Below are 19,182 nucleotides of genomic sequence, written 5' to 3'. Positions count from 1 at the left end.
TAAAATCTAACCACACATTTTTTATAACAATATATTTACGAATATTAAATAAAACAAGCTATTGTAGATTTATAAAAATATAACTAAATACGAACTAAAATCTAAAATAATATAAAAATGTTCGAAAAAACTTTTATAATTTTTATTGTAATGTTATAATTAGGTATAAATTAAATAATTAGTTAGTAAAATTGGAGGGATTTCAAATTGAAAAGCGATATTCAAATAGCTCAAGAAGCTAAAATGCAACATATAGTAGATATAGCTAAAAAGATAGGATTAAGTGAAGATGATATTGAACAGTATGGTAAATATAAATGTAAGTTATCTTTAGATATTTTAGATAGTAAAAAAAATAACAAGGATGGAAAATTGGTTTTAGTTACAGCAATAAATCCAACTCCTGCAGGTGAAGGTAAATCAACTGTAACTGTAGGGTTAGGTCAGGCTTTATGTAAAATGGGAAAAAACGCTATTATAGCTTTAAGAGAACCATCATTAGGTCCTGTTTTTGGAGTAAAGGGAGGAGCAGCTGGTGGAGGATATGCACAGGTTGTACCTATGGAAGATATAAATCTTCACTTTACAGGAGATATGCATGCTATAACATCTGCAAATAATTTATTAGCAGCTGCTATAGATAACCATATTCATCAAGGAAATGTATTAGGAATTGATTCAAGAAGAATTACATTTAAAAGAGTTATAGATATGAATGATAGGTCTCTTAGAAATATTGTTGTTGGAATGGGTGGTAAAATAAATGGATTCTTAAGAGAAGATGGTTTTATGATAACTGTGGCTTCAGAAATAATGGCAATATTATGTTTAGCAAATAGTTTGGAAGATCTTAAAGAAAGAATGGGTAATATATTAATTGCTTATGATTTAAATGGAAATCCAGTATATGCTAAGCAATTAGAAATACAAGGGGCTATGGCTTTACTTATGAAAGATGCCATAAAGCCTAATTTAGTTCAAACATTAGAAAATACTCCAGCTATAATACATGGAGGACCGTTTGCTAATATAGCACATGGATGTAATTCAATTATGGCAACTAAAATGGCATTAAAACTTGGGGAGATAGTTATAACTGAGGCAGGGTTTGGAGCAGACTTAGGAGCAGAAAAGTTTTTAGATATAAAGTGTAGATATGGTGAATTAAATCCAGATTGTGTAGTATTAGTAGCTACTATAAGAGCTTTAAAACACCATGGAGGAGTTAAAAAAGAAGAGTTAAATACTCCTAATGTAGATGCTTTAGAAGAAGGTATTGTAAATCTTGAAAAACAAATTGAAAACATGAAAAAATTTGGGGTTCCAGTAGTTGTGGCAATTAACAGATTTTTAACAGATTCTGTGGATGAAATAGAATTTATAAAAGAGTTTTGTGGAAAGCTTGGAGTAAAGGTTGCTTTATCTGATGTTTGGGCTAAAGGTGGAGAAGGTGGAGTAGAACTTTCAAATATAGTTTGTGATGTTTTAGAAAATGAAAAATCTAACTTCAAACCTATATATGATAAAGAGGATACTATAATAAATAAAATAGAACTTATAGCCAGGGAAATATACGGGGCAAAAAGTGTTAATATATCTTTAGCTGCAAAAAAACAAATAGTAGAACTTGAAAAGTTTGGTTTAGATAAACTACCTATATGTATGGCAAAAACTCAATACTCATTATCAGATAATCCAACACTTTTAGGAAGGCCTGAAAATTTTGATATAACAGTTAGAGAAGTAAGAGTTTCTAATGGAGCTGGTTTTATTGTTGCGTTAAATGGAGATGTAATGACAATGCCAGGATTACCTAAGGTGCCAGCAGCCAATAGGATGGATATATTAAATAATGGAGAAATTATAGGATTATTCTAAAGATATAAAATTTACAACACTTGACAAATAGCTTGTAATTGTTAAAATTAAATTGTTAAATTTTTTTTAGGATTATAATTACTTAAAATAAAGGCAGCTTTAGGGCTGCTTTTAATTGTATTAAGGTGGTGCTTTATGATTTTATTGGTGGACGTAGGTAATACAAATATAGTGTTAGGTGTATATAAAAATTTAGAGAATGTTGCAAGTTGGAGAATATCAACAGATGCAAAAAAAACATCAGATGAGTATGCAATTCAAGTGATGCAATTATTTACTCAAAGTGGACTTAATCCTGAAGCAGTTAAGGGGATAATTATTTCTTCAGTTGTTCCTAATATAATGCATTCTTTAGAAAACATGATAAAAAAGAGCTTTGGTATTAATCCTTTAATTGTAGGACCAGGAGTTAAAACTGGAATAAATATTAAGTATGACAATCCAAAAGAAGTGGGTGCAGATAGAATTGTTAATGCAGTAGCTGCACATGATAAATATAAAAGAGATATGATTATAATAGATTTTGGAACAGCTACAACATTTTGTGCAGTAACTAAAGAAGCAAACTATCTTGGGGGATGTATTGTACCAGGGGTTAAAATATCATCAGATGCTTTGTTTGATAGAGCAGCAAAGTTGCCAAGAGTAGAATTAGAAGTACCTAAAAATATAATATGTAAAAATACTATAACTAGTATGCAAGCTGGAATACTTTACGGATATATAGGGCAGGTTGAATATATAGTTAAAAAGACTAAAAGGGAAATGATGGATCTTGGTTCGGAAGAACCTTTAGTAATAGCAACAGGGGGCTTAGCTAATTTAATAGCAAAAGAAACTGAAGTTATTGATAAGGTGGATTCTAGTTTAACATTAGAGGGGTTAAGAATAATATACGAAAAGAATAAGGAGTAGTATAATATGAAAATTAAAAACCTAGAATTTAAAAATAATGTTTTTCTAGCACCTATGGCAGGCGTAACAGATATATCCTTTAGAGGATTATGTAAAGAAATGGGCTGTGGATTAGTATATACAGAGATGGTTAGTGCTAAAGCATTATACTATGGAAGTGAAAATACAAAAACTCTATTAAGAATAGCTGATGAAGAAATGCCAGTAGCAGCACAAATTTTTGGGAATGATCCGGAAATAATGGCTGAGGTAGTTAAACAACATTTTAACGATAGAGAGGATATTTGTATATTAGATATAAATATGGGATGTCCTGCTCCTAAAATAACTAAAAATGATGAAGGTTCGGCCCTTATGAAAAACCCTAAGTTAGCAGCTAAAATAGTTGAAAGTATAAAAAAAGTTTCAAGTAAGCCAGTAACGGTAAAGTTTAGAAAAGGTTGGGATGAAAATTCAGTAAATGCGGTTGAGTTTGCTAAGGCTCTAGAAGGGGCTGGAGTTGATGCAATTGCAATACATGGAAGAACTAAAAAGCAAATGTATGAAGGAAAAGCGGATTGGGATATAATAGCTAAAGTAAAATCTCAAGTTAATATCCCAGTAATAGGAAATGGAGATGTATTTACACCAGAAGATGCTCTTAAAATGAAAGAACAAACTAATTGTGATGGTATAATGATTGCAAGAGGTAGTATGGGAAATCCATGGATTTTCAAACAAATTGAAAGAAAGCTAAAAGGAGAAGAACTTCTTAATATAACTCATATTGATAGAGTAGATATGTGCTTAAGACATTATGAGTTAGCTTTAAAATATGATGGAGAGCATAAGGCTGTAAGAGAAATGAGAAAACATGCTTCATGGTATATAAAGGGCTTACCAAAGAGTAGTGAGTTAAGAAATATAATGAATACTATGAATGAAAGTAGTGAAGTTATTGAGCTGTTAAATAATTATAAAGATGAGCTTAGTAAAATATAAAACTATTGTAATTAAAAAGGAATTATAAGAATAAATATAGTTAAAACAGTAAATACATATAAAGTCACAAAAATTGAAACAAAATGGCATAAAATGTTAAGTTTATTGACATATTAAATTTACTGATTTATAATATTTTAAATGATTTCAAGAATATCAGACCTAGTGTTAGGTATTTAAATAAAAGTAGTAATTATTTGAAGGGGAGAACAATATGAGCGAAACAAAGAAATTCTTAATGACTTATGAAGGCGTTAAAAAATTAGAAGATGAATTAGAATTTTTAAAAACTGTTAAAAGAAAAGAAATAACTGAAAAAATAAAAGTTGCTTTAGGGTATGGGGATTTAAGTGAAAACTCAGAATATGATGAAGCTAAGAATGAACAAGCATTTACAGAAGGAAGAATAATTCAACTAGAAAATATGCTTAAAAATGCTAGTGTAGTAGATGAGTCAGAAATTCCAACAGATAAAGTTTCAGTAGGTTCAATAGTTAAAGTTAAGGATTATGAATTTGATGAAGAGGTAGAGTATTCAATAGTAGGATCAGCAGAAGCAGATCCAATGAACTTTAAAATATCAAACGAATCACCAGTTGGAAATGCTTTAATGGGCAAAAAAGTTGGTGAAATAGTAGAAGTTTCAGTTCCAAATGGAGTAAATAAGTTTGAGATACTAGGAATAAGAAGAGATTAACGGAGGGATATTTAATGTCAACTGAGGAAATGAATATACAAGAGTTAGAGTCTCAGTTCAGTGAGCAAGAAGCTTTAAGAAGAGAAAAGCTAGCAGAATTACAGGCACAAGGAAAAGATCCATTTGATGTATATAAAGTGGAAAGAACACATTCAGCAGAAGAAGTAAAAGCAAATTTTGAAAATTTAGAAGGTGCAGAAGTAACTGTAGCTGGAAGAATTATGTCTAAGAGAGGTCAAGGAAAAGTTGTTTTCTCAGACGTACAAGATAGAGATGGAAAAATACAGCTTTTTATAAAAATAGATGAAGTTGGAGAAGAGGCTTTAAAATCATATAAAACTTATGATTTAGGTGACTGGGTTGTTGCAACAGGCGTAGTTTTTAAAACTAGAACTGGAGAAGTTTCAGTTAAAGTTAGTTCATTTGAATTAATATGTAAATCTTTAAAACCATTACCAGAAAAATGGCATGGTTTAAAAGATCCAGACTTAAGATATAGACAAAGAGAAGTTGATATGATTTCAAATCCAGAAGTTAAAACTAACTTCATAAAGAGAGCTGGAATTATAAAAGGAATAAGAGAATTCCTAGATAATAGAGGATTTATAGAAGTTGAAACTCCAATGCTTGCACCTATAGCTGGAGGAGCATCAGCTAGACCGTTTGTAACACATCATAATACTTTAGATATAGATATGTATTTAAGAATAGCTCCAGAGTTATACTTAAAAAGATGTATAGTTGCAGGATTAGAAAAGGTTTATGATATGGGAAGAACCTTCAGAAATGAAGGTATGTCAGTAAGACATAATCCAGAATTTACTATGATAGAATTATATGAAGCATTTGCAGATTATAATGATATGATGGAAATAACAGAAAATATGGTTGCTTATGTATGTGAAAAAGTAAATGGAACAACTAAAGTTAACTATCAAGGAACAGAAATAGATTTTATGCCTCCTTGGAAGAGAATAACTATGGTTGATGCTGTTAAAGAACATTCAGGAGTTGATTTTAATTCAATACAAACTAATGAAGAAGCTCAAGCTATAGCTAAAGAAAAGAACTTAGAATTTAAGAAAGATCTTAAATATGTAACTAAGGGTGAAGTATTAAATATGTTATTTGAGGAATATGCAGAAGAGCATATGATTCAACCAACTTTCATCTGTGATTATCCAGTAGAAATTTCTCCTTTAACTAAAAAGAAAAGAGGAAATGCTGAATTTACAGAAAGATTTGAAGGATTTGTATTTGGAAGAGAAATATGTAATGCTTATTCAGAATTAAACGATCCTATAGTTCAAAGAGAAAGATTTAATCAACAAGAAAAAGAAAGGGAACTTGGAGATGATGAAGCATACATGATAGATGAAGAATTCATGAGTGCTTTAGAAACAGGTATGCCACCAACAGGAGGATTAGGAATAGGTATTGATAGAATTATAATGTTCCTAACTGATTCTGCGTCTATAAGAGATGTTATAATGTTCCCAACAATGAAACCATTACAAAAATAAATACAGTGATTACAAGGCTTTTTATAGTTGAAAGCCGGAAATTACGACCAATTTGTGACCAATTAAAGAGAACACGTTTATAATGTTAAAATAAAGCGGTTAGGCAATATTTGTCTGACCGCTTTTGATATAGTATAATATGGATATAGAAGTCGAAGGAGAATGGTATTATGGCAAAGAAAGAAGTAAAAACTGATTTATGGGTTAGAGATTTACTAAAAGAAGCTGGAATTGACCTCGAGCCACAAGGAAGCAGTATAAAAGAATTGAATGAAGCGTTAAAGACGGCTTCCAAAAGTGGTACTGGAAATGTAGGTTTTCCAGAGTACATAGGGATAGTAGATAATTATGTACTTGTTATTGAAGATAAAGCTGATATTAATAAGCATGTAAAGCGTGATGGCAGTCTTATTAGTTTAGAGGTTCAGGCAGTAAAAAATTATGCTATGAATGGAGCATTGTTTTATGCGAAACATATTGTTAAGAATACTTCTTATAAAAAAGTTTTAACTTTTGGTGTTTCTGGTAATGAAAAACGACATAAAATTAGCCCTATCTTTGTTGACGATACAGAATATTACAGAGAACTTCCAGAGGTAGAGTCTTTTATATCATTTAATAATAAAAATATCGAGGAATACTATATAAAGGAAGTATTGCAAGAAAAAACAGATACAGAGAAAGAGACCGCGGAAATTTTAAAGGATGCCGCAGAATTACATGAAGATCTGAGAAATTATGGGAATCTAAAAGATATTGATAAGCCATTGGTGGTATCCGGAATTTTACTAGCTTTGAATGAATTAGAGCATAAGAATTTTTCTATAGACACCCTAAATGGAGATGGTTTAAAAACAGATGGACATAAAATATATGAAGCTATTGAAGCGAGTTTAAAGAGAGCACAAGTAGCTCCAGATGTAAAAAGAGATAAATTGTTAAGCCAGTTTTCAATCATTAAAGATACAATGATTTTAAATGAGAAAAATAAGGAGCTTGGAAAGACGCCTTTACGTTATTATACAGAATTTCTGTATGACCACATCTATAAGTGTATAAAATATACAAGTTCCGCAGAAGATTATCTGGGACGTTTTTATGGAGAATTTATGAGTTATAGTGGGGGAGATGGACAGTCATTAGGAATTGTTTTGACACCGAAGCATATCACAGAATTATTTTGTGATTTGCTTGCCTTACAGCATACAGATATAGTTCTTGATCCTTGTTGCGGTACAGCAGGATTTCTAATTGCATCTATGCATAATATGTTTAATCAAGTGATTGAAACTAAGGGCTTAAAATCAAGAAAAGATATTGTAAATGATCCGGATATAAAAGCAATTAGAAAAAATAATTTACATGGTTTTGAATTACAGCCATATATGTTTACCATTGCTACTACAAATATGATACTTCGTGGAGATGGAAAAAGTAATCTTATAAATGGGGATTTTCTTGCACAAGAGCCAGACAAATTACAGTTAAAAGGTGCGACCGTAGGTATGATGAACCCACCTTATTCGCAAGGTTCAAAGAAGAATCCTAATCTTTATGAGATTTGCTTTACAGAGCATTTATTAGATTCTTTGGCAGAAGGTGCAAGGTGTGCAGTAATTGTTCCACAATCATCTATGACTGGAAAAACAAAAGAAGAACAAGCGGTAAAGGAAAATATATTAAAGCATCATACATTAGAAGGCGTAATAACTCTTAATAAAGATACATTCTATGGTGTTGGTGTTATGCCTTGTATAGCAGTCTTTACAGCAGGAGAACCACATCCGAAGAATAAGGAATGTAAGTTTATCAACTTTGAAGATGATGGCTGGGCTATATCCGCACATATAGGACTTTTGGAAACTGAATCTGCAAAGGATAAAAAGCAGCATCTCTTAGATGTATGGTTTGATCGTATCGATGCAGATACTCATTTTTGCGTAAAATCATCCGTTGAAGCAGAAGATGAATGGTTACATAGCTTCTATTATTTTAATGATGATATTCCTACAGAAAACGAATTTGATAAGACAATTGGGGATTATTTATCATTTGAATTTTCTATGATAATGCAAGGTAGACAATATCTTTTTGATGGAGGTAATGAAAATGCTGAATCTTGAAGATAGAGAATGGAAAGAGTTTAAGATAGGAGAGACATTTGATACAGATAAAGGCGTTTATTTACATAAAAAACACATAAAGGATGGTAGAAATCCTTATGTGAGCGCGAAAACTGGTAATAATGGTATTGTAGATTATATCAGCAATGATGCACTTTTTAATGGAAACTGTATTACCATCGAGAAAATAAAATTTTCGGCTTACTATCAACCACATCCATTTTATTGCTCACATGATGTATCAGTATTATCATCAATACGTTTTTCAAAATATAGCGCATTATTTATTTCTAATATGATAATGAAGCAAGGTAATAAATACTCATATGGCAGACAAGCGCAACTAAATGTTACCAAACGTCAAAGTATTTTACTTCCTGTGAATAAATTGGGAGAGCCTGATTATGAATTTATGGAACAATATATAAAAGAATATGAGAAAAAAAAGAGAGACGAATATCTTTTGCATTGCAGAAAACAATTAAGAAAAATGCAGAATGAAGAAATTCATAGTATAGAAAATATCGAATGGCAACCATTTTATATCAAAAAGATATTTGAAAAACCTCAACGAGGTAAGCGTATTGTAGATAAAAATCACATTGAAGGAATCACACCGCTTGTATCATCTTATGGACAAAAAAATGGTGTTACACATTTTATCGGCAATGAAGATAAAGTTAGAAAATTTACAAACTGTTTAAGTATTGCAAATGGTGGCTCATCTGCTGGAAAAGCCTTTTATCATCCATATACATTCGTAGCGGCTGACCATGTAACTCAATGTTGGAACGCTAATTTAAACCAGTATCAATATCTGTTTTTGGCTACAGTAATGACAAAGGCTTTAACTGGAAAATATAGTTTTAGCCATGAAATATCAGACCCACGACTTGCAAAAGAAAGAATTATGTTACCTGTAACGGAATCTGGAGAACCAGATTATAATTATATGGAACAATATATAAAAAATTTAATGATAAAGAAATATCAGAGTTACCTTGATTATGTAGAACAGAATAAATAATAGAAGTGTATTAGTTTTAAAAGAGAGACTGCCTTAATTAGGGAGTCTCTCTTTTAAGTTGCTCAAGGTACGCTGATTGTATTTTTTCTAATAATACAATATAAGTAGATGAAGCATTAATAAGTTTGGAGTAATATTTTTGTTCAATATCGTCATCATTTAATGATAGAGAAGCAACGTGTGATAAATCTGCTTCAATAAGATTCTTTACACGAAGTCCAAGAGAGATGCTATTAGGTTTATTCTGTATTAACATTGGTATGAATTTATCTCTAATAAAATTATCTAAAAACACCTGATTGATTTTATGAAATGAATCGGTCTTCTCCACAAATTCAACAAATATTTTTTTGAATTTAATTTTATATTTGTTATATAAAAATATATATGCTTGCTCTCTGGCTTTATCTATGTTGTTAATAACATCATCTTCCATAATGCCGTAGCTAATAGCAGGATATATATTATTTTCAGAAAATATTATATTCCAATATGTACTGTACTTAGCATATGGGATATAGTCACAAAGGTACAGTTCTTTATCAATAAGATTAGGATTGTCTTCATAGGATACCTCATCCCATAGAAGCTCAAATAATAATGGTAAATAGCATTCAATCTCATAATCTGTTCCCCATAGGATTTCTTTTATATTTCTAAAAGGAAGTTTTTTTAAAAGTCCATCAGGTTCACCAAAATCATCACAATTTTCAAGGACAGCATCAGTAATCAAAAATCTGTTATTTTTCGTTCTATTGTTGTTAATAATCCAACTAATTTGTTTACTATCACGCAGATATATTTCACGATGTGTAAGATTAGATTCAGTTACTTTTTCTTTAATGCGGTTAGAAGCTCTACAATAAAAAAATTCTAATATAATATCAATATTCATGTACTATCTCCTTTGGGTAGGTATTAAAAACAGAATATCATAAAAAACTTCCGACAACAATACCTACTAATAATGATATTATAAGTTTATCGGAAGGTACAACCGAATAAAGCTAATGAGGATATCATCAAAGGCGGAAAGGAGAAAAGGATAATGGTAGTAAAAATAGTAGGTGTTCAAAATTTAAATTTCACTAACAATAGTGGAGAAGTAATCAAAGGAATGAATATTTTTGTTGCCTTTAAGGATGAGAATGTAGAAGGTTTGAGAACAGAAAAGTTCTTTCTGAAAGACGGACTAAATATTCCTAAAGACATAAAGGCAAATGAAACAATAGATATTTCTTTTAATCATAGAGGCAAAATTGAAATGATTAATAAGGCATAATAAATATCTAAGTAATTTAAGCAGGTGGGGTAGTAATAACACTACTTCATCTGCAATTATATAAAAATTAAAAGGAGGATTTCCAATGGATAAAGATGAATATTTGGCTCGTCAGCGTAACAGAAAAAAACAAATGTTAAGATTTAAGTTAGGAGTATCACAGTTAATAAACAAACCGCTATTAAATTTAGTTTGGATTCTAATAGTAGTATTTGCATTATTATTAATATTTCTTAAAGGTAAGTTGATGAATGGTTTCGATGTACCACATATATTAGCTCCAGCATTTGAATTTGCTATGAATTTTGCAGTAATAATTTTGCCTATTTTATTATCATGGTATCTTATAGAAATAGTAGCTGAAAAAACTGCTATTCGTGATGAATCAAATTTATTATTAGTTTTTGATAGTAAAGTTCTAAAAGCTGGACATCCAATATTAATTAGTAAGAATAAGATTAAAGGTACTGATGTAATTGTAAGAGAGTTTTTTACCTATATTCCATATAACACGTGGCTCGAATATAAGGATGCTATTGCAGATGTAATGAATGTTCATTTTGTTGAAGAGATTCAATATGGTGGTAATCATGACGGAAATAGAATTGTATTAAAGACAGCTAAAGGCAGAAAGGCTATTCAAAGGGATGCAATGTATGATGAAAGCTTCTAATATATTGATTGGTTATGATTTTGATAAATGGTATGGCTATGGAGTAAAAGAAGCTATTAAAATAGATATATCAACTAAGAGAAATAGCCATATACTTTTATGTGGAATGTCGGGAAGTGGTAAAAGTTTTATGGTCAACACACTATTCGCAAGATTGTGCCTTGAAAATAGTTCGGAAGGACAAGTATATTTTGCAGACTTTAAACAGGATGATCAGTTTTCGCATTTAAGAAATTGTCCTAGATATTATCCTTATGATAAATCTATAGAGGCATTAAATACAGTTTATGAAATATTGCATAATAGACAGTCGGGGAAAGATGAATCACGTCATCCTATAACCCTTATTTGGGATGAATATATGGCAAATATTTTATCTATTCAAAATACAGATAAAAAGAAAGCTGATGAAATAATGCGTAAAGTGTCAGAAATACTGATGTTGGGACGTTCTCTAGGTGTTAGATTAGTTGTAGCATGCCAGCGTGCAGATTCTGTAGCGTTTCCATCTGGAAGCCGCTTGAATTATGGAGTAATAATTATTGTTGGTGCACCTATTAGAAGTATATATGAAATGCTTATACCTAAAGAGTATATTGATAAAATAGGCGAAAGGGAATTTGGGATAGGAGAAGGTGTTGTTTTGTTGCAGGGGTCACAATTAGAGTTTATAAAAATACCATTGATACGTAATGTAGAAAAAATGAAACAGATTTGCATTAATGAACTAACGAAATAATACTTAGGTGCAGGGCGGTGGCGAAGCCACAAGCCTATGCACACTGTTGGTTAGTATTACCCAACAGTGCACAAACAGCATGAAAGTTTGTAAATTCAACAGTTTCAAGTTGTTCACATCAATAAACAAACTGCACAGAAGGAGGGAGAAGTTATAGATACACAATCATATATGTACCAATTAACAATTAATGATCCTGTTGAAAAAGGATTCACGCATGAGTATATTATTGAAATTATAAGGAACAACTTTAAGACTATATCATATTTCTGCATGGCTGATGAAGAAGGTTCACAGTTTCATACACATATTTATGTAGTATTTGCTTCAAGAGTTAGATTCAGTATGATAAAGAGATACTTCCCAAAAGCTCATATTGAAAAATGTAGAGGGTCTGTATCGGACAACGTAAACTATATAAAAAAGTCAGGAAAATGGGAGTTAGATGAATCTAAACAGGAAAAGAAGATTGAAGGTACTTTTGAAGAGTATGGAACACAACCGCCAGACAGTAGGGGCAAAAGAAGTGATATGTCTGACTTATATCAAATGGTACTAGATAATATGACAAATGCTGAAATATTGGCTACTAACCAAGATTATATCTTGCAAATTGACAAGTTAGATAAAATACGTACCACAATATTAACTGAAAGATTTAAAGAAACCGTTAGACTTGATTTACAAGTTATATATATAAGTGGTGTAACTGGTACTGGTAAAACAAGAGGCGTGTTAGAAGATAACGGATATTCAAATGTATATAGAGCAACTGACTATTTGCATCCATTTGATGGATACAATTGTCAATCGGTTATATGCTTTGATGAGTTTCGTTCTTCACTTAAATTAAAAGAAATGCTTATGTATTGTGATATTTACCCTATTGAATTACCAAGTAGATATACAAATAAATTTGCTTGCTATAATAAGGTATATATTGTATCGAATTGGTCGCTTGAAAAACAGTATTTAGAGACTCAAAGGGAAGATGAGGAATCATGGAAAGCCTTTTTAAGAAGAATACACAAAGTGGTTATTTATGATTCAAAAGGAGATAAAAAAGAGTATATGTCCGTAAAAGAATATCTTGATAGAAAAAATAATTTTATGGAAGTTGATAATGTGAAATTTCCTTTTGATTAGAAAGGAGGAATCTTTATAAATAAAAAAATACCTATATGGGAAAAATCAAATCTTACGTTAGAAGAGGCTTCTGCATATTTTGGTATCGGGGTTAATAAGTTGAGAGACTTAACCAATGTGAAGGATTGCCGATATGTGATATGGTGTGGAAATAAACGTCTTATTAAAAGAAAATTATTTGATGAATATTTAGAAATGACGTACTCAATATAATTTACAAAAGATGTATTTTACTGTAGACGAAGAGAACATTCTCAGCTTATAATAAATATGAGCGTGTTCTCTTTATCGTTATGGAAGGAGAATTATCATGGCAGTAGAGAGACGTAAAGATAATAAGAAAAGAGTTTTAAAGGAAGGCGAATATCAAAGAACTAATGGTACATTTGAATATAAGTGGAGAGATAAAATTGGAAAACGTCATTCCATTTATGCAAAAACACTTGATGAACTTAGAGAAAAAGAAATAGATGTCTTGAGAGATGCATTAGATGGAATCAGGGCGAACAAGAAAGATTTGACTATCAATGATTTATATAATTTGTGGGTGCAAATTAAGAGAGGATTGAAGGACAATACTTTTCAAAATTATAAATATATGTACACACAGTTTGTAGAGCCTGATTTCGGTAATATGAGAATTGTAGATTTAAAAAGAACTGATGTAAGAGCTTTTTATAATAGTCTTGCTGATGAGCAACACATAAAAACATCAACAATTGATTGCATTCATACAGTATTGCATCAGGTTATTGAACTTGGTGTTGAAGATGATTATTTAAGATATAATCCTTCTGATAATGCATTAAAAGAACTAAAAAAGGCTCACAACAATGATTCGCTAAAAAGGAGAGCATTAACTATTCCAGAACAGGAACTATTTGAGGACTTTTTGAGTAGACCTGGACAGTATAATAAATGGTGTCCAATTTTTACAGTTATGTTATGGACAGGGTTAAGAGTGGGAGAAATCACAGGCTTACGATGGTGTGATATAGATTTTGATGAGGAAACTATAAGCATCAATCATACTCTTGTATATTATAGTAGAGGGGAAAAGGCAGGTTGTGATTTTGCAGTAAACACACCTAAGACAAAAGCTGGAATAAGAATAGTACCAATGTTAACAAAAGTTAAAGAAGCGTTTCTTAAGGAAAGGCATAATCAAGAAGAGCTTGGTATTAAGTGTAAAGTAAGTGTTGATGGATATACAGATTTTATTTTTATTAATCGATTTGAAGGAGTTCAGCATCAAGGGACATTGAATAAGGCTTTAAGACGAATTATTAGAGATTGCAATTATGAGGTGTTGGATAATAAATTTAAAGATGTAGTATTACTTCCAAAATTCAGTAATCACTCATTGAGGCATACATTTACAACTAGAATGTGTGAAGCAGGCGTAAATATTAAAGCAATGCAAGATATTCTTGGGCATGCTGATGCAGAGACAACAATGAATATATATGCAGAAGCTACTAAAGATTTGAAACGTGCTGAATTGATTAATTTTGAGGACTACTTTAATACGCAAAAGGTTGTACAGACTGGTATAAAGTGATTTACGACTAACATACGACTAATTTACGACTAGTTAGAAAGGGTTGCGTAGATTTATAAAATTAAGATAAAAAAAGAATATCACTAAATAGGGATATAAAGAAATATAAAAGGTAGTGAATTGTTTGGCTGGATTTCCCTACAATGAAGCCACAAGCAAATAAGTAAGAAGTAATTAAAAGAGCAAAAGTATTTGCTCTTTTTTATTTAATATAATATTTTCTTTTAAATGTTAATAAAGTTATAAGTTATCAACAGAAAATACTAAAAAAGACATAATAGTGTGGATAAAAAATAAAAAAATAGGTTTTTCAAAATTTTTTATAAAAAAGGGTTGCATTATTATAGAATCTTGATATAATAACTATGTAATAAATATTCCGCGATAGCTCAATGGTGGAGCACTCGGCTGTTAACCGATAGGTTGGAGGTTCGAATCCTCTTCGCGGAGCCATTTAAATTTAAATTATTTATTATAAAATATTCCGCGATAGCTCAACGGTGGAGCACTCGGCTGTTAACCGATAGGTTGGAGGTTCGAATCCTCTTCGCGGAGCCATTTAAATTTAAATTATTTATTATAAAAGATATTCCGCGATAGCTCAACGGTGGAGCACTCGGCTGTTAACCGATAGGTTGGAGGTTCGAATCCTCTTCGCGGAGCCATTTTTTTATAAAGACTTTTATAAGAGTAGATTTAGTCTGTTGTTATAAAGGTCTTTTTTGTTTTTATAGAAATTTACAGTTAAATCTATATAAGCTAAGGTCTTGACATATTTAGGGCTTTTGGTAAAATTAATTATATAATTTAATAAGTACTATGATAAAGAGGAGTAGTTTTGAAATCATTTTTAGAGAGACGATGGTTGCTGTAAATCGTTATTGATTTAAAATGAAGGGCGCTTTGGAGTATTAAGATTTAAAGTTGGGCTAAAGCCAAGAAGGGTGGAACCGCGGAATAAAAATTTCGTCCCTTTAGGTTTTTAGGCTTTTTTTATTTTATTTAAAAATATTGGAGGTATAAAAAATGGCAGTAGAAAAGACTATGGAAAAAATCGTTGCACTTTGTAAAAGCAGAGGATTTATATTCCCAGGTTCAGACATTTATGGTGGATTAGCTAATTCATGGGATTATGGTCCTTTAGGTGTAGAATTTAAAAATAACGTTAAAAAGGCTTGGTGGAAAAAGTTTGTTCAAGAAAGTCCTTATAATGTAGGAGTAGATTGTGCTATATTAATGAATCCAGAAGTTTGGGTAGCATCAGGTCACGTTGGTGGATTCTCAGATCCATTAATGGATTGTAAAGAATGTAGAGCTAGATTTAGAGCAGATAAATTAGTAGAGGACCATATGACCGAAAATGGTGCAGAGGTTGCAACTGCTGATGGATGGACAAATGAACAGTTAAAAGAATACATAGAAAAAAATAACATAGTTTGTCCTAAATGCGGAAAGTTAAATTATACAGATATAAGAAAGTTTAACTTAATGTTTAAAACATTCCAAGGAATAACTGAAGATTCTTCAAGTGAAATTTATTTAAGACCAGAAACAGCACAAGGTATATTTGTAAACTTTAAATCAGTACAAAGAAGTTCAAGAAAGAAAGTTCCATTTGGTATAGCTCAAATAGGTAAATCATTTAGAAATGAAATAACACCAGGAAACTTTACTTTTAGAACAAGAGAATTTGAACAAATGGAATTAGAATTCTTCTGTAAACCAGGAACAGATTTAGAATGGTTTAAGTTCTGGAAAGATTACTGTTGGAATTTCTTATTAAATTTAGGGGTTGCTACAGATAACTTAAGAATGAGAGATCATGGTGAAGAAGAATTATCATTCTATTCAAATGCAACATCAGATATAGAATATTTATTCCCATTTGGTTGGGGAGAACTTTGGGGAATAGCAGATAGAACTGACTATGACTTAAAGAAACACCAAGAACATTCAGGTCAAGATATGAACTATTTAGATCCAACAACTAATGAAAAATATGTACCATATGTTATAGAACCATCATTAGGAGCTGATAGAGTTGCACTAGCTTTTCTAGTAGATGCTTATGATGAAGAAGAATTAGAAGGTGGAGATGTTAGAACGGTTATGCATTTACATCCAGCTTTAGCTCCATATAAAGCTGCCATATTACCACTTTCAAAGAAACTTTCAGAAAAAGCTTTAGAGGTATATGGGGACTTAAGTAAGAAGTTTAATTTAGAATATGATGAAGCTGGAAGTATTGGTAAGAGATATAGAAGACAAGATGAAATAGGTACTCCATTCTGTATAACTATTGACTTTGAAACTTTAGAAGATGAAGCAGTAACAATTAGACATAGAGATACAATGCAACAAGAAAGAGTTAAAATTTCAGATTTAGAAGCTTATATAGAAAAAAGCTTATTATTTTAATTAACAAAAAGGGTTAAAGAGTATTTCTTTAACTCTTTTTTGTATTTGTATATTTAAAATGTTATAATTAGAAAGAATTGGGACAGACTTAAAAAGAGTTAATATAATATTAAATAGATAATTTTTTGGAGGAAGGTAAATGAAAAAGCAATTTGATGAATTTAAAGAGTTTATAAAGGATAAAAATGTTGCAGTGGTTGGAATTGGAGTAAGTAATATACCTCTTATAAATTTTTTAGTTAAGCTAGGAGCTAAAGTAACAGCTTTTGATAAAAAAACAAGGGAAGAATTAGGGGAAACTGCACTAGATTTTGAGAAGAAAGGTGTATTACTGGAGTTAGGAGCAGGATATTTAGATAAGTTAACAGGATTCCAAGTTGTATTTAAAACTCCTTCAATGAGAATAGACTGTGATGCTTTAATAAAAGTAAAAAAAGAAGGTGCTTATATAACTTCAGAGATGGAAGAGTTTGTAAGATATTGCAAAGGGAAAATTTATGGATTAACAGGTAGTGATGGAAAAACCACAACTACTACAATAGTTTCAAAATTATTAGAAGCTCAAGGTTACAAGACATGGGTAGGTGGTAATATAGGAACACCTCTTTTTTCTCAAATAGAAGAAATTGAAGAAAATCATATGGTTGTATTAGAGCTATCAAGCTTTCAACTTATGACTATGAATTCACCTATAGATGTTGCAATAGTTACAAATTTAGCCCCTAATCACTTAGATATGCATAAAGATATGCAAGAGTATATAGATTCAAAGAAAAATATATTCCTATATCAAAATAAAGAAGACATTTTAGTTGTAAATAGAGAAAATGAAATAACTTATGCATTTGAAAAGGAAGCAAAGGGAATAATTAGAGAGTTTAGTTCAAAAAGAATAGTTGAAGATGGAGCTTATTATAAAGATGGATCATTATATTTACAAGGTATAGAAGTATGTAAAAAAGATGATATAGTTATAAAGGGAATTCATAACGTTGAAAATTACTTAGCTGCTTTTATAGCAACTAAAGATGACGTTAAGATAGAAACTATGAAAAAGGTAGCAGAAACATTCAGTGGTGTTGAGCATAGATGTGAACTAGTTAGAGAAATAGATGGAGTAAAATACTACAATGATTCTATAGCATCAAGTCCAACAAGAACTTTAGCAGGATTATTTGCATTTGAAAAAAAAGTTATATTAATAGCTGGAGGATATGATAAACATATTCCTTTTAATCCGTTAGCAGAAGAAGGTTATCCGTATATTAAAGAGCTTATATTACTTGGAGCAACAAAGTACATGATAAAAGAAGCTTTTGATAAGGTAGAGGTAGAAAAAGGGGTTAAGATTCCTATTCATATGGTTGAGTCATTAGAAGAAGCTGTTTTAAAAGCAAAGGAAATTGCGCAAAAAGGTGACGTTATTACCTTAGCACCAGCATGTGCATCATTTGATATGTTTCCTAACTTTGCAGTAAGAGGAAATAAATTTAAAGAGTTAGTTAAAAAATTAGGATAGATAAAAAGGCCATTGATAATATACTACTTTTAGTAGATATGTAGGAAAACCTATATATTACTAAAGTAAATTATCTTTGAGCCTTTTTTCTATTTATATATGTAATTTTTATTAATATCAATAGATTTCTCTAAGAAAATTCCAGAGGTAGTTGGATAATAGTCATTTATAGAATCAAAAACAAGTTCAGATATTTCAGCCCTATCTTGTGATAAAGATAAACTAAATAAAGTATTACCTTTCTCCTTATTTATAAAAAATAACTTATCATCAAATGTTTTAAGATTTTCACCATTTAAAGCATCGATTCTTTTAGATTCTAATAATGGGAAATTTACAGCATATAATGAATTATTATCTTGAGAATTAAAATAAAGCAGTTGGTTTTTATATATAACAAAACTATTTGCACTAGAGTCTGTTATTTTTGTTTTTTCATTTGTTGTTATAGATAAAGAATAAATTTTAGAGTTATCACTTAAGTTTTGATAAAAAATAGTATTTCCATTTAATAAAAAGCTACCACATTTATCAGATGATAATAATTTTGAAGTATTATTTTTTATATCATAGCTATAAAGTTTATCTCCATCAGATTTATTAATATAAAAAATTGTATTTTCATTTGCTATAATATCAGAAGTATAATTATTATTTAATTTTGTTATCTTTTTACTTTGGTAATCTAACTTATATAAAG

At 30.5% G+C, this 19,182-nt stretch carries 17 protein-coding genes, 3 tRNA genes and 1 other annotated feature (1 of these 21 running past the window's edge); of the genes, 18 read left to right on the top strand and 2 right to left on the bottom strand.

Annotation, left to right across the window (positions count from 1 at the left end):
* Positions 1–207: 207 nt before the first annotated feature.
* The 7 genes from ACYQ1T_RS05255 to ACYQ1T_RS05225 all read left to right on the top strand — a co-directional run bounded on the left by ACYQ1T_RS05255 (position 208) and on the right by ACYQ1T_RS05225 (position 9,144).
* A complete protein-coding gene (locus ACYQ1T_RS05255; protein WP_459832587.1) occupies positions 208–1,878 on the top strand; it encodes a formate--tetrahydrofolate ligase in 1,671 nt (556 codons plus the stop codon).
* A 135-nt stretch (positions 1,879–2,013) separates the two neighbouring features.
* Positions 2,014–2,793, top strand: a complete 780-nt coding sequence (locus ACYQ1T_RS05250; RefSeq protein ID WP_459832584.1) for a type III pantothenate kinase — start codon at positions 2,014–2,016, stop codon at positions 2,791–2,793.
* 6 nt (positions 2,794–2,799) lie between these two features.
* The gene (gene dusB / locus ACYQ1T_RS05245; protein ID WP_459832581.1) at positions 2,800–3,774 is read left to right on the top strand and encodes a tRNA dihydrouridine synthase DusB; all 975 of its coding nucleotides are present in this window, start codon (positions 2,800–2,802) and stop codon (positions 3,772–3,774) included.
* Between the two features lie 214 nt (positions 3,775–3,988).
* Complete coding sequence (gene greA / locus ACYQ1T_RS05240; protein ID WP_459832578.1) at positions 3,989–4,471, top strand: transcription elongation factor GreA; 483 nt, start codon at positions 3,989–3,991, stop codon at positions 4,469–4,471.
* 14 nt (positions 4,472–4,485) lie between these two features.
* A complete protein-coding gene (gene lysS, locus ACYQ1T_RS05235) occupies positions 4,486–5,994 on the top strand; it encodes a lysine--tRNA ligase (protein WP_459832576.1) in 1,509 nt (502 codons plus the stop codon).
* Between the two features lie 170 nt (positions 5,995–6,164).
* Positions 6,165–8,117 carry an HsdM family class I SAM-dependent methyltransferase gene (locus ACYQ1T_RS05230; protein WP_459832573.1) on the top strand — a complete coding sequence of 651 codons (1,953 nt, stop codon included), beginning with the start codon at positions 6,165–6,167 and terminating at the stop codon, positions 8,115–8,117.
* Positions 8,104–9,144, top strand: coding sequence for a restriction endonuclease subunit S (locus ACYQ1T_RS05225; RefSeq protein ID WP_459832570.1), 1,041 nt, complete (start codon positions 8,104–8,106; stop codon positions 9,142–9,144). Before ACYQ1T_RS05230 ends, ACYQ1T_RS05225 begins: the two co-directional genes overlap by 14 nt.
* A gap of 37 nt (positions 9,145–9,181) precedes the next feature.
* On the opposite strand, the gene ACYQ1T_RS05220 is transcribed toward ACYQ1T_RS05225, so the two are convergent.
* Complete coding sequence (locus ACYQ1T_RS05220; protein ID WP_459832567.1) at positions 9,182–10,039, bottom strand: hypothetical protein; 858 nt, start codon at positions 10,037–10,039, stop codon at positions 9,182–9,184.
* Between the two features lie 153 nt (positions 10,040–10,192).
* On the opposite strand from ACYQ1T_RS05220, the gene ACYQ1T_RS05215 reads away from it, so the two are divergent.
* The 11 genes from ACYQ1T_RS05215 (at position 10,193) to murD (ending at position 18,482) form a co-directional block, all read left to right on the top strand.
* Positions 10,193–10,426 carry a hypothetical protein gene (locus ACYQ1T_RS05215; protein WP_459832565.1) on the top strand — a complete coding sequence of 78 codons (234 nt, stop codon included), beginning with the start codon at positions 10,193–10,195 and terminating at the stop codon, positions 10,424–10,426.
* A gap of 85 nt (positions 10,427–10,511) precedes the next feature.
* Positions 10,512–11,099, top strand: coding sequence for a hypothetical protein (locus tag ACYQ1T_RS05210; protein ID WP_459832562.1), 588 nt, complete (start codon positions 10,512–10,514; stop codon positions 11,097–11,099).
* A complete protein-coding gene (locus tag ACYQ1T_RS05205) occupies positions 11,083–11,838 on the top strand; it encodes an FtsK/SpoIIIE domain-containing protein (RefSeq protein WP_459832560.1) in 756 nt (251 codons plus the stop codon). The genes ACYQ1T_RS05210 and ACYQ1T_RS05205 overlap by 17 nt, the downstream gene beginning before the upstream one ends.
* A gap of 171 nt (positions 11,839–12,009) precedes the next feature.
* Complete coding sequence (locus tag ACYQ1T_RS05200) at positions 12,010–12,984, top strand: viral replication protein (RefSeq protein ID WP_459832557.1); 975 nt, start codon at positions 12,010–12,012, stop codon at positions 12,982–12,984.
* 9 nt (positions 12,985–12,993) lie between these two features.
* Positions 12,994–13,197, top strand: a complete 204-nt coding sequence (locus ACYQ1T_RS05195; RefSeq protein ID WP_459836465.1) for an excisionase — start codon at positions 12,994–12,996, stop codon at positions 13,195–13,197.
* Between the two features lie 97 nt (positions 13,198–13,294).
* On the top strand, positions 13,295–14,545 hold the full coding sequence (locus ACYQ1T_RS05190) for a site-specific integrase (protein WP_459832554.1): 1,251 nt from the start codon (positions 13,295–13,297) through the stop codon (positions 14,543–14,545).
* A gap of 378 nt (positions 14,546–14,923) precedes the next feature.
* Positions 14,924–14,998 (top strand) — tRNA-Asn (locus tag ACYQ1T_RS05185).
* A 30-nt stretch (positions 14,999–15,028) separates the two neighbouring features.
* Positions 15,029–15,103: transfer RNA gene (locus ACYQ1T_RS05180), tRNA-Asn, on the top strand.
* Between the two features lie 32 nt (positions 15,104–15,135).
* Positions 15,136–15,210: transfer RNA gene (locus ACYQ1T_RS05175), tRNA-Asn, on the top strand.
* Positions 15,211–15,355: 145 nt separating this feature from the next.
* Positions 15,356–15,522 (top strand) — a binding site (T-box leader).
* Between the two features lie 49 nt (positions 15,523–15,571).
* Positions 15,572–16,963: a glycine--tRNA ligase gene (locus ACYQ1T_RS05170; protein ID WP_459832552.1), complete on the top strand. Its 1,392-nt coding sequence runs from the start codon at positions 15,572–15,574 to the stop codon at positions 16,961–16,963.
* Positions 16,964–17,102: 139 nt separating this feature from the next.
* Positions 17,103–18,482 carry a UDP-N-acetylmuramoyl-L-alanine--D-glutamate ligase gene (gene murD / locus ACYQ1T_RS05165; RefSeq protein WP_459832549.1) on the top strand — a complete coding sequence of 460 codons (1,380 nt, stop codon included), beginning with the start codon at positions 17,103–17,105 and terminating at the stop codon, positions 18,480–18,482.
* 89 nt (positions 18,483–18,571) lie between these two features.
* Here murD and ACYQ1T_RS05160 read toward each other — a convergent pair whose 3' ends face one another.
* Positions 18,572–19,182, bottom strand: partial view of a DUF5050 domain-containing protein gene (locus tag ACYQ1T_RS05160; RefSeq protein WP_459832546.1) — the 3' portion only. Its footprint extends 370 nt past the window's final position; only the last 611 of its 981 coding nucleotides appear in the window; the start codon falls outside the window, past its right edge — the gene reads right to left on this strand; it ends in the stop codon at positions 18,572–18,574.

Source organism: Clostridium carnis (assembly GCF_054657435.1).
This window is presented reverse-complemented; position numbering and strand designations above follow the sequence as displayed.

Bases quoted from the DNA above. Each gene is read 5' to 3' on its own strand.
- ACYQ1T_RS05250 (WP_459832584.1), top strand. From the start codon at position 2,014: ATGATTTTATTGGTGGACGTAGGTAATACAAATATAGTGTTAGGTGTA.
- dusB (WP_459832581.1), top strand. From the start codon at position 2,800: ATGAAAATTAAAAACCTAGAATTTAAAAATAATGTTTTTCTAGCACCT.
- greA (WP_459832578.1), top strand. From the start codon at position 3,989: ATGAGCGAAACAAAGAAATTCTTAATGACTTATGAAGGCGTTAAAAAA.
- lysS (WP_459832576.1), top strand. From the start codon at position 4,486: ATGTCAACTGAGGAAATGAATATACAAGAGTTAGAGTCTCAGTTCAGT.
- ACYQ1T_RS05230 (WP_459832573.1), top strand. From the start codon at position 6,165: ATGGCAAAGAAAGAAGTAAAAACTGATTTATGGGTTAGAGATTTACTA.
- ACYQ1T_RS05225 (WP_459832570.1), top strand. From the start codon at position 8,104: ATGCTGAATCTTGAAGATAGAGAATGGAAAGAGTTTAAGATAGGAGAG.
- ACYQ1T_RS05220 (WP_459832567.1), bottom strand. From the start codon at position 10,039: ATGAATATTGATATTATATTAGAATTTTTTTATTGTAGAGCTTCTAAC.
- ACYQ1T_RS05215 (WP_459832565.1), top strand. From the start codon at position 10,193: ATGGTAGTAAAAATAGTAGGTGTTCAAAATTTAAATTTCACTAACAAT.
- ACYQ1T_RS05210 (WP_459832562.1), top strand. From the start codon at position 10,512: ATGGATAAAGATGAATATTTGGCTCGTCAGCGTAACAGAAAAAAACAA.
- ACYQ1T_RS05205 (WP_459832560.1), top strand. From the start codon at position 11,083: ATGATGAAAGCTTCTAATATATTGATTGGTTATGATTTTGATAAATGG.
- ACYQ1T_RS05200 (WP_459832557.1), top strand. From the start codon at position 12,010: ATGTACCAATTAACAATTAATGATCCTGTTGAAAAAGGATTCACGCAT.
- ACYQ1T_RS05190 (WP_459832554.1), top strand. From the start codon at position 13,295: ATGGCAGTAGAGAGACGTAAAGATAATAAGAAAAGAGTTTTAAAGGAA.
- ACYQ1T_RS05170 (WP_459832552.1), top strand. From the start codon at position 15,572: ATGGCAGTAGAAAAGACTATGGAAAAAATCGTTGCACTTTGTAAAAGC.
- murD (WP_459832549.1), top strand. From the start codon at position 17,103: ATGAAAAAGCAATTTGATGAATTTAAAGAGTTTATAAAGGATAAAAAT.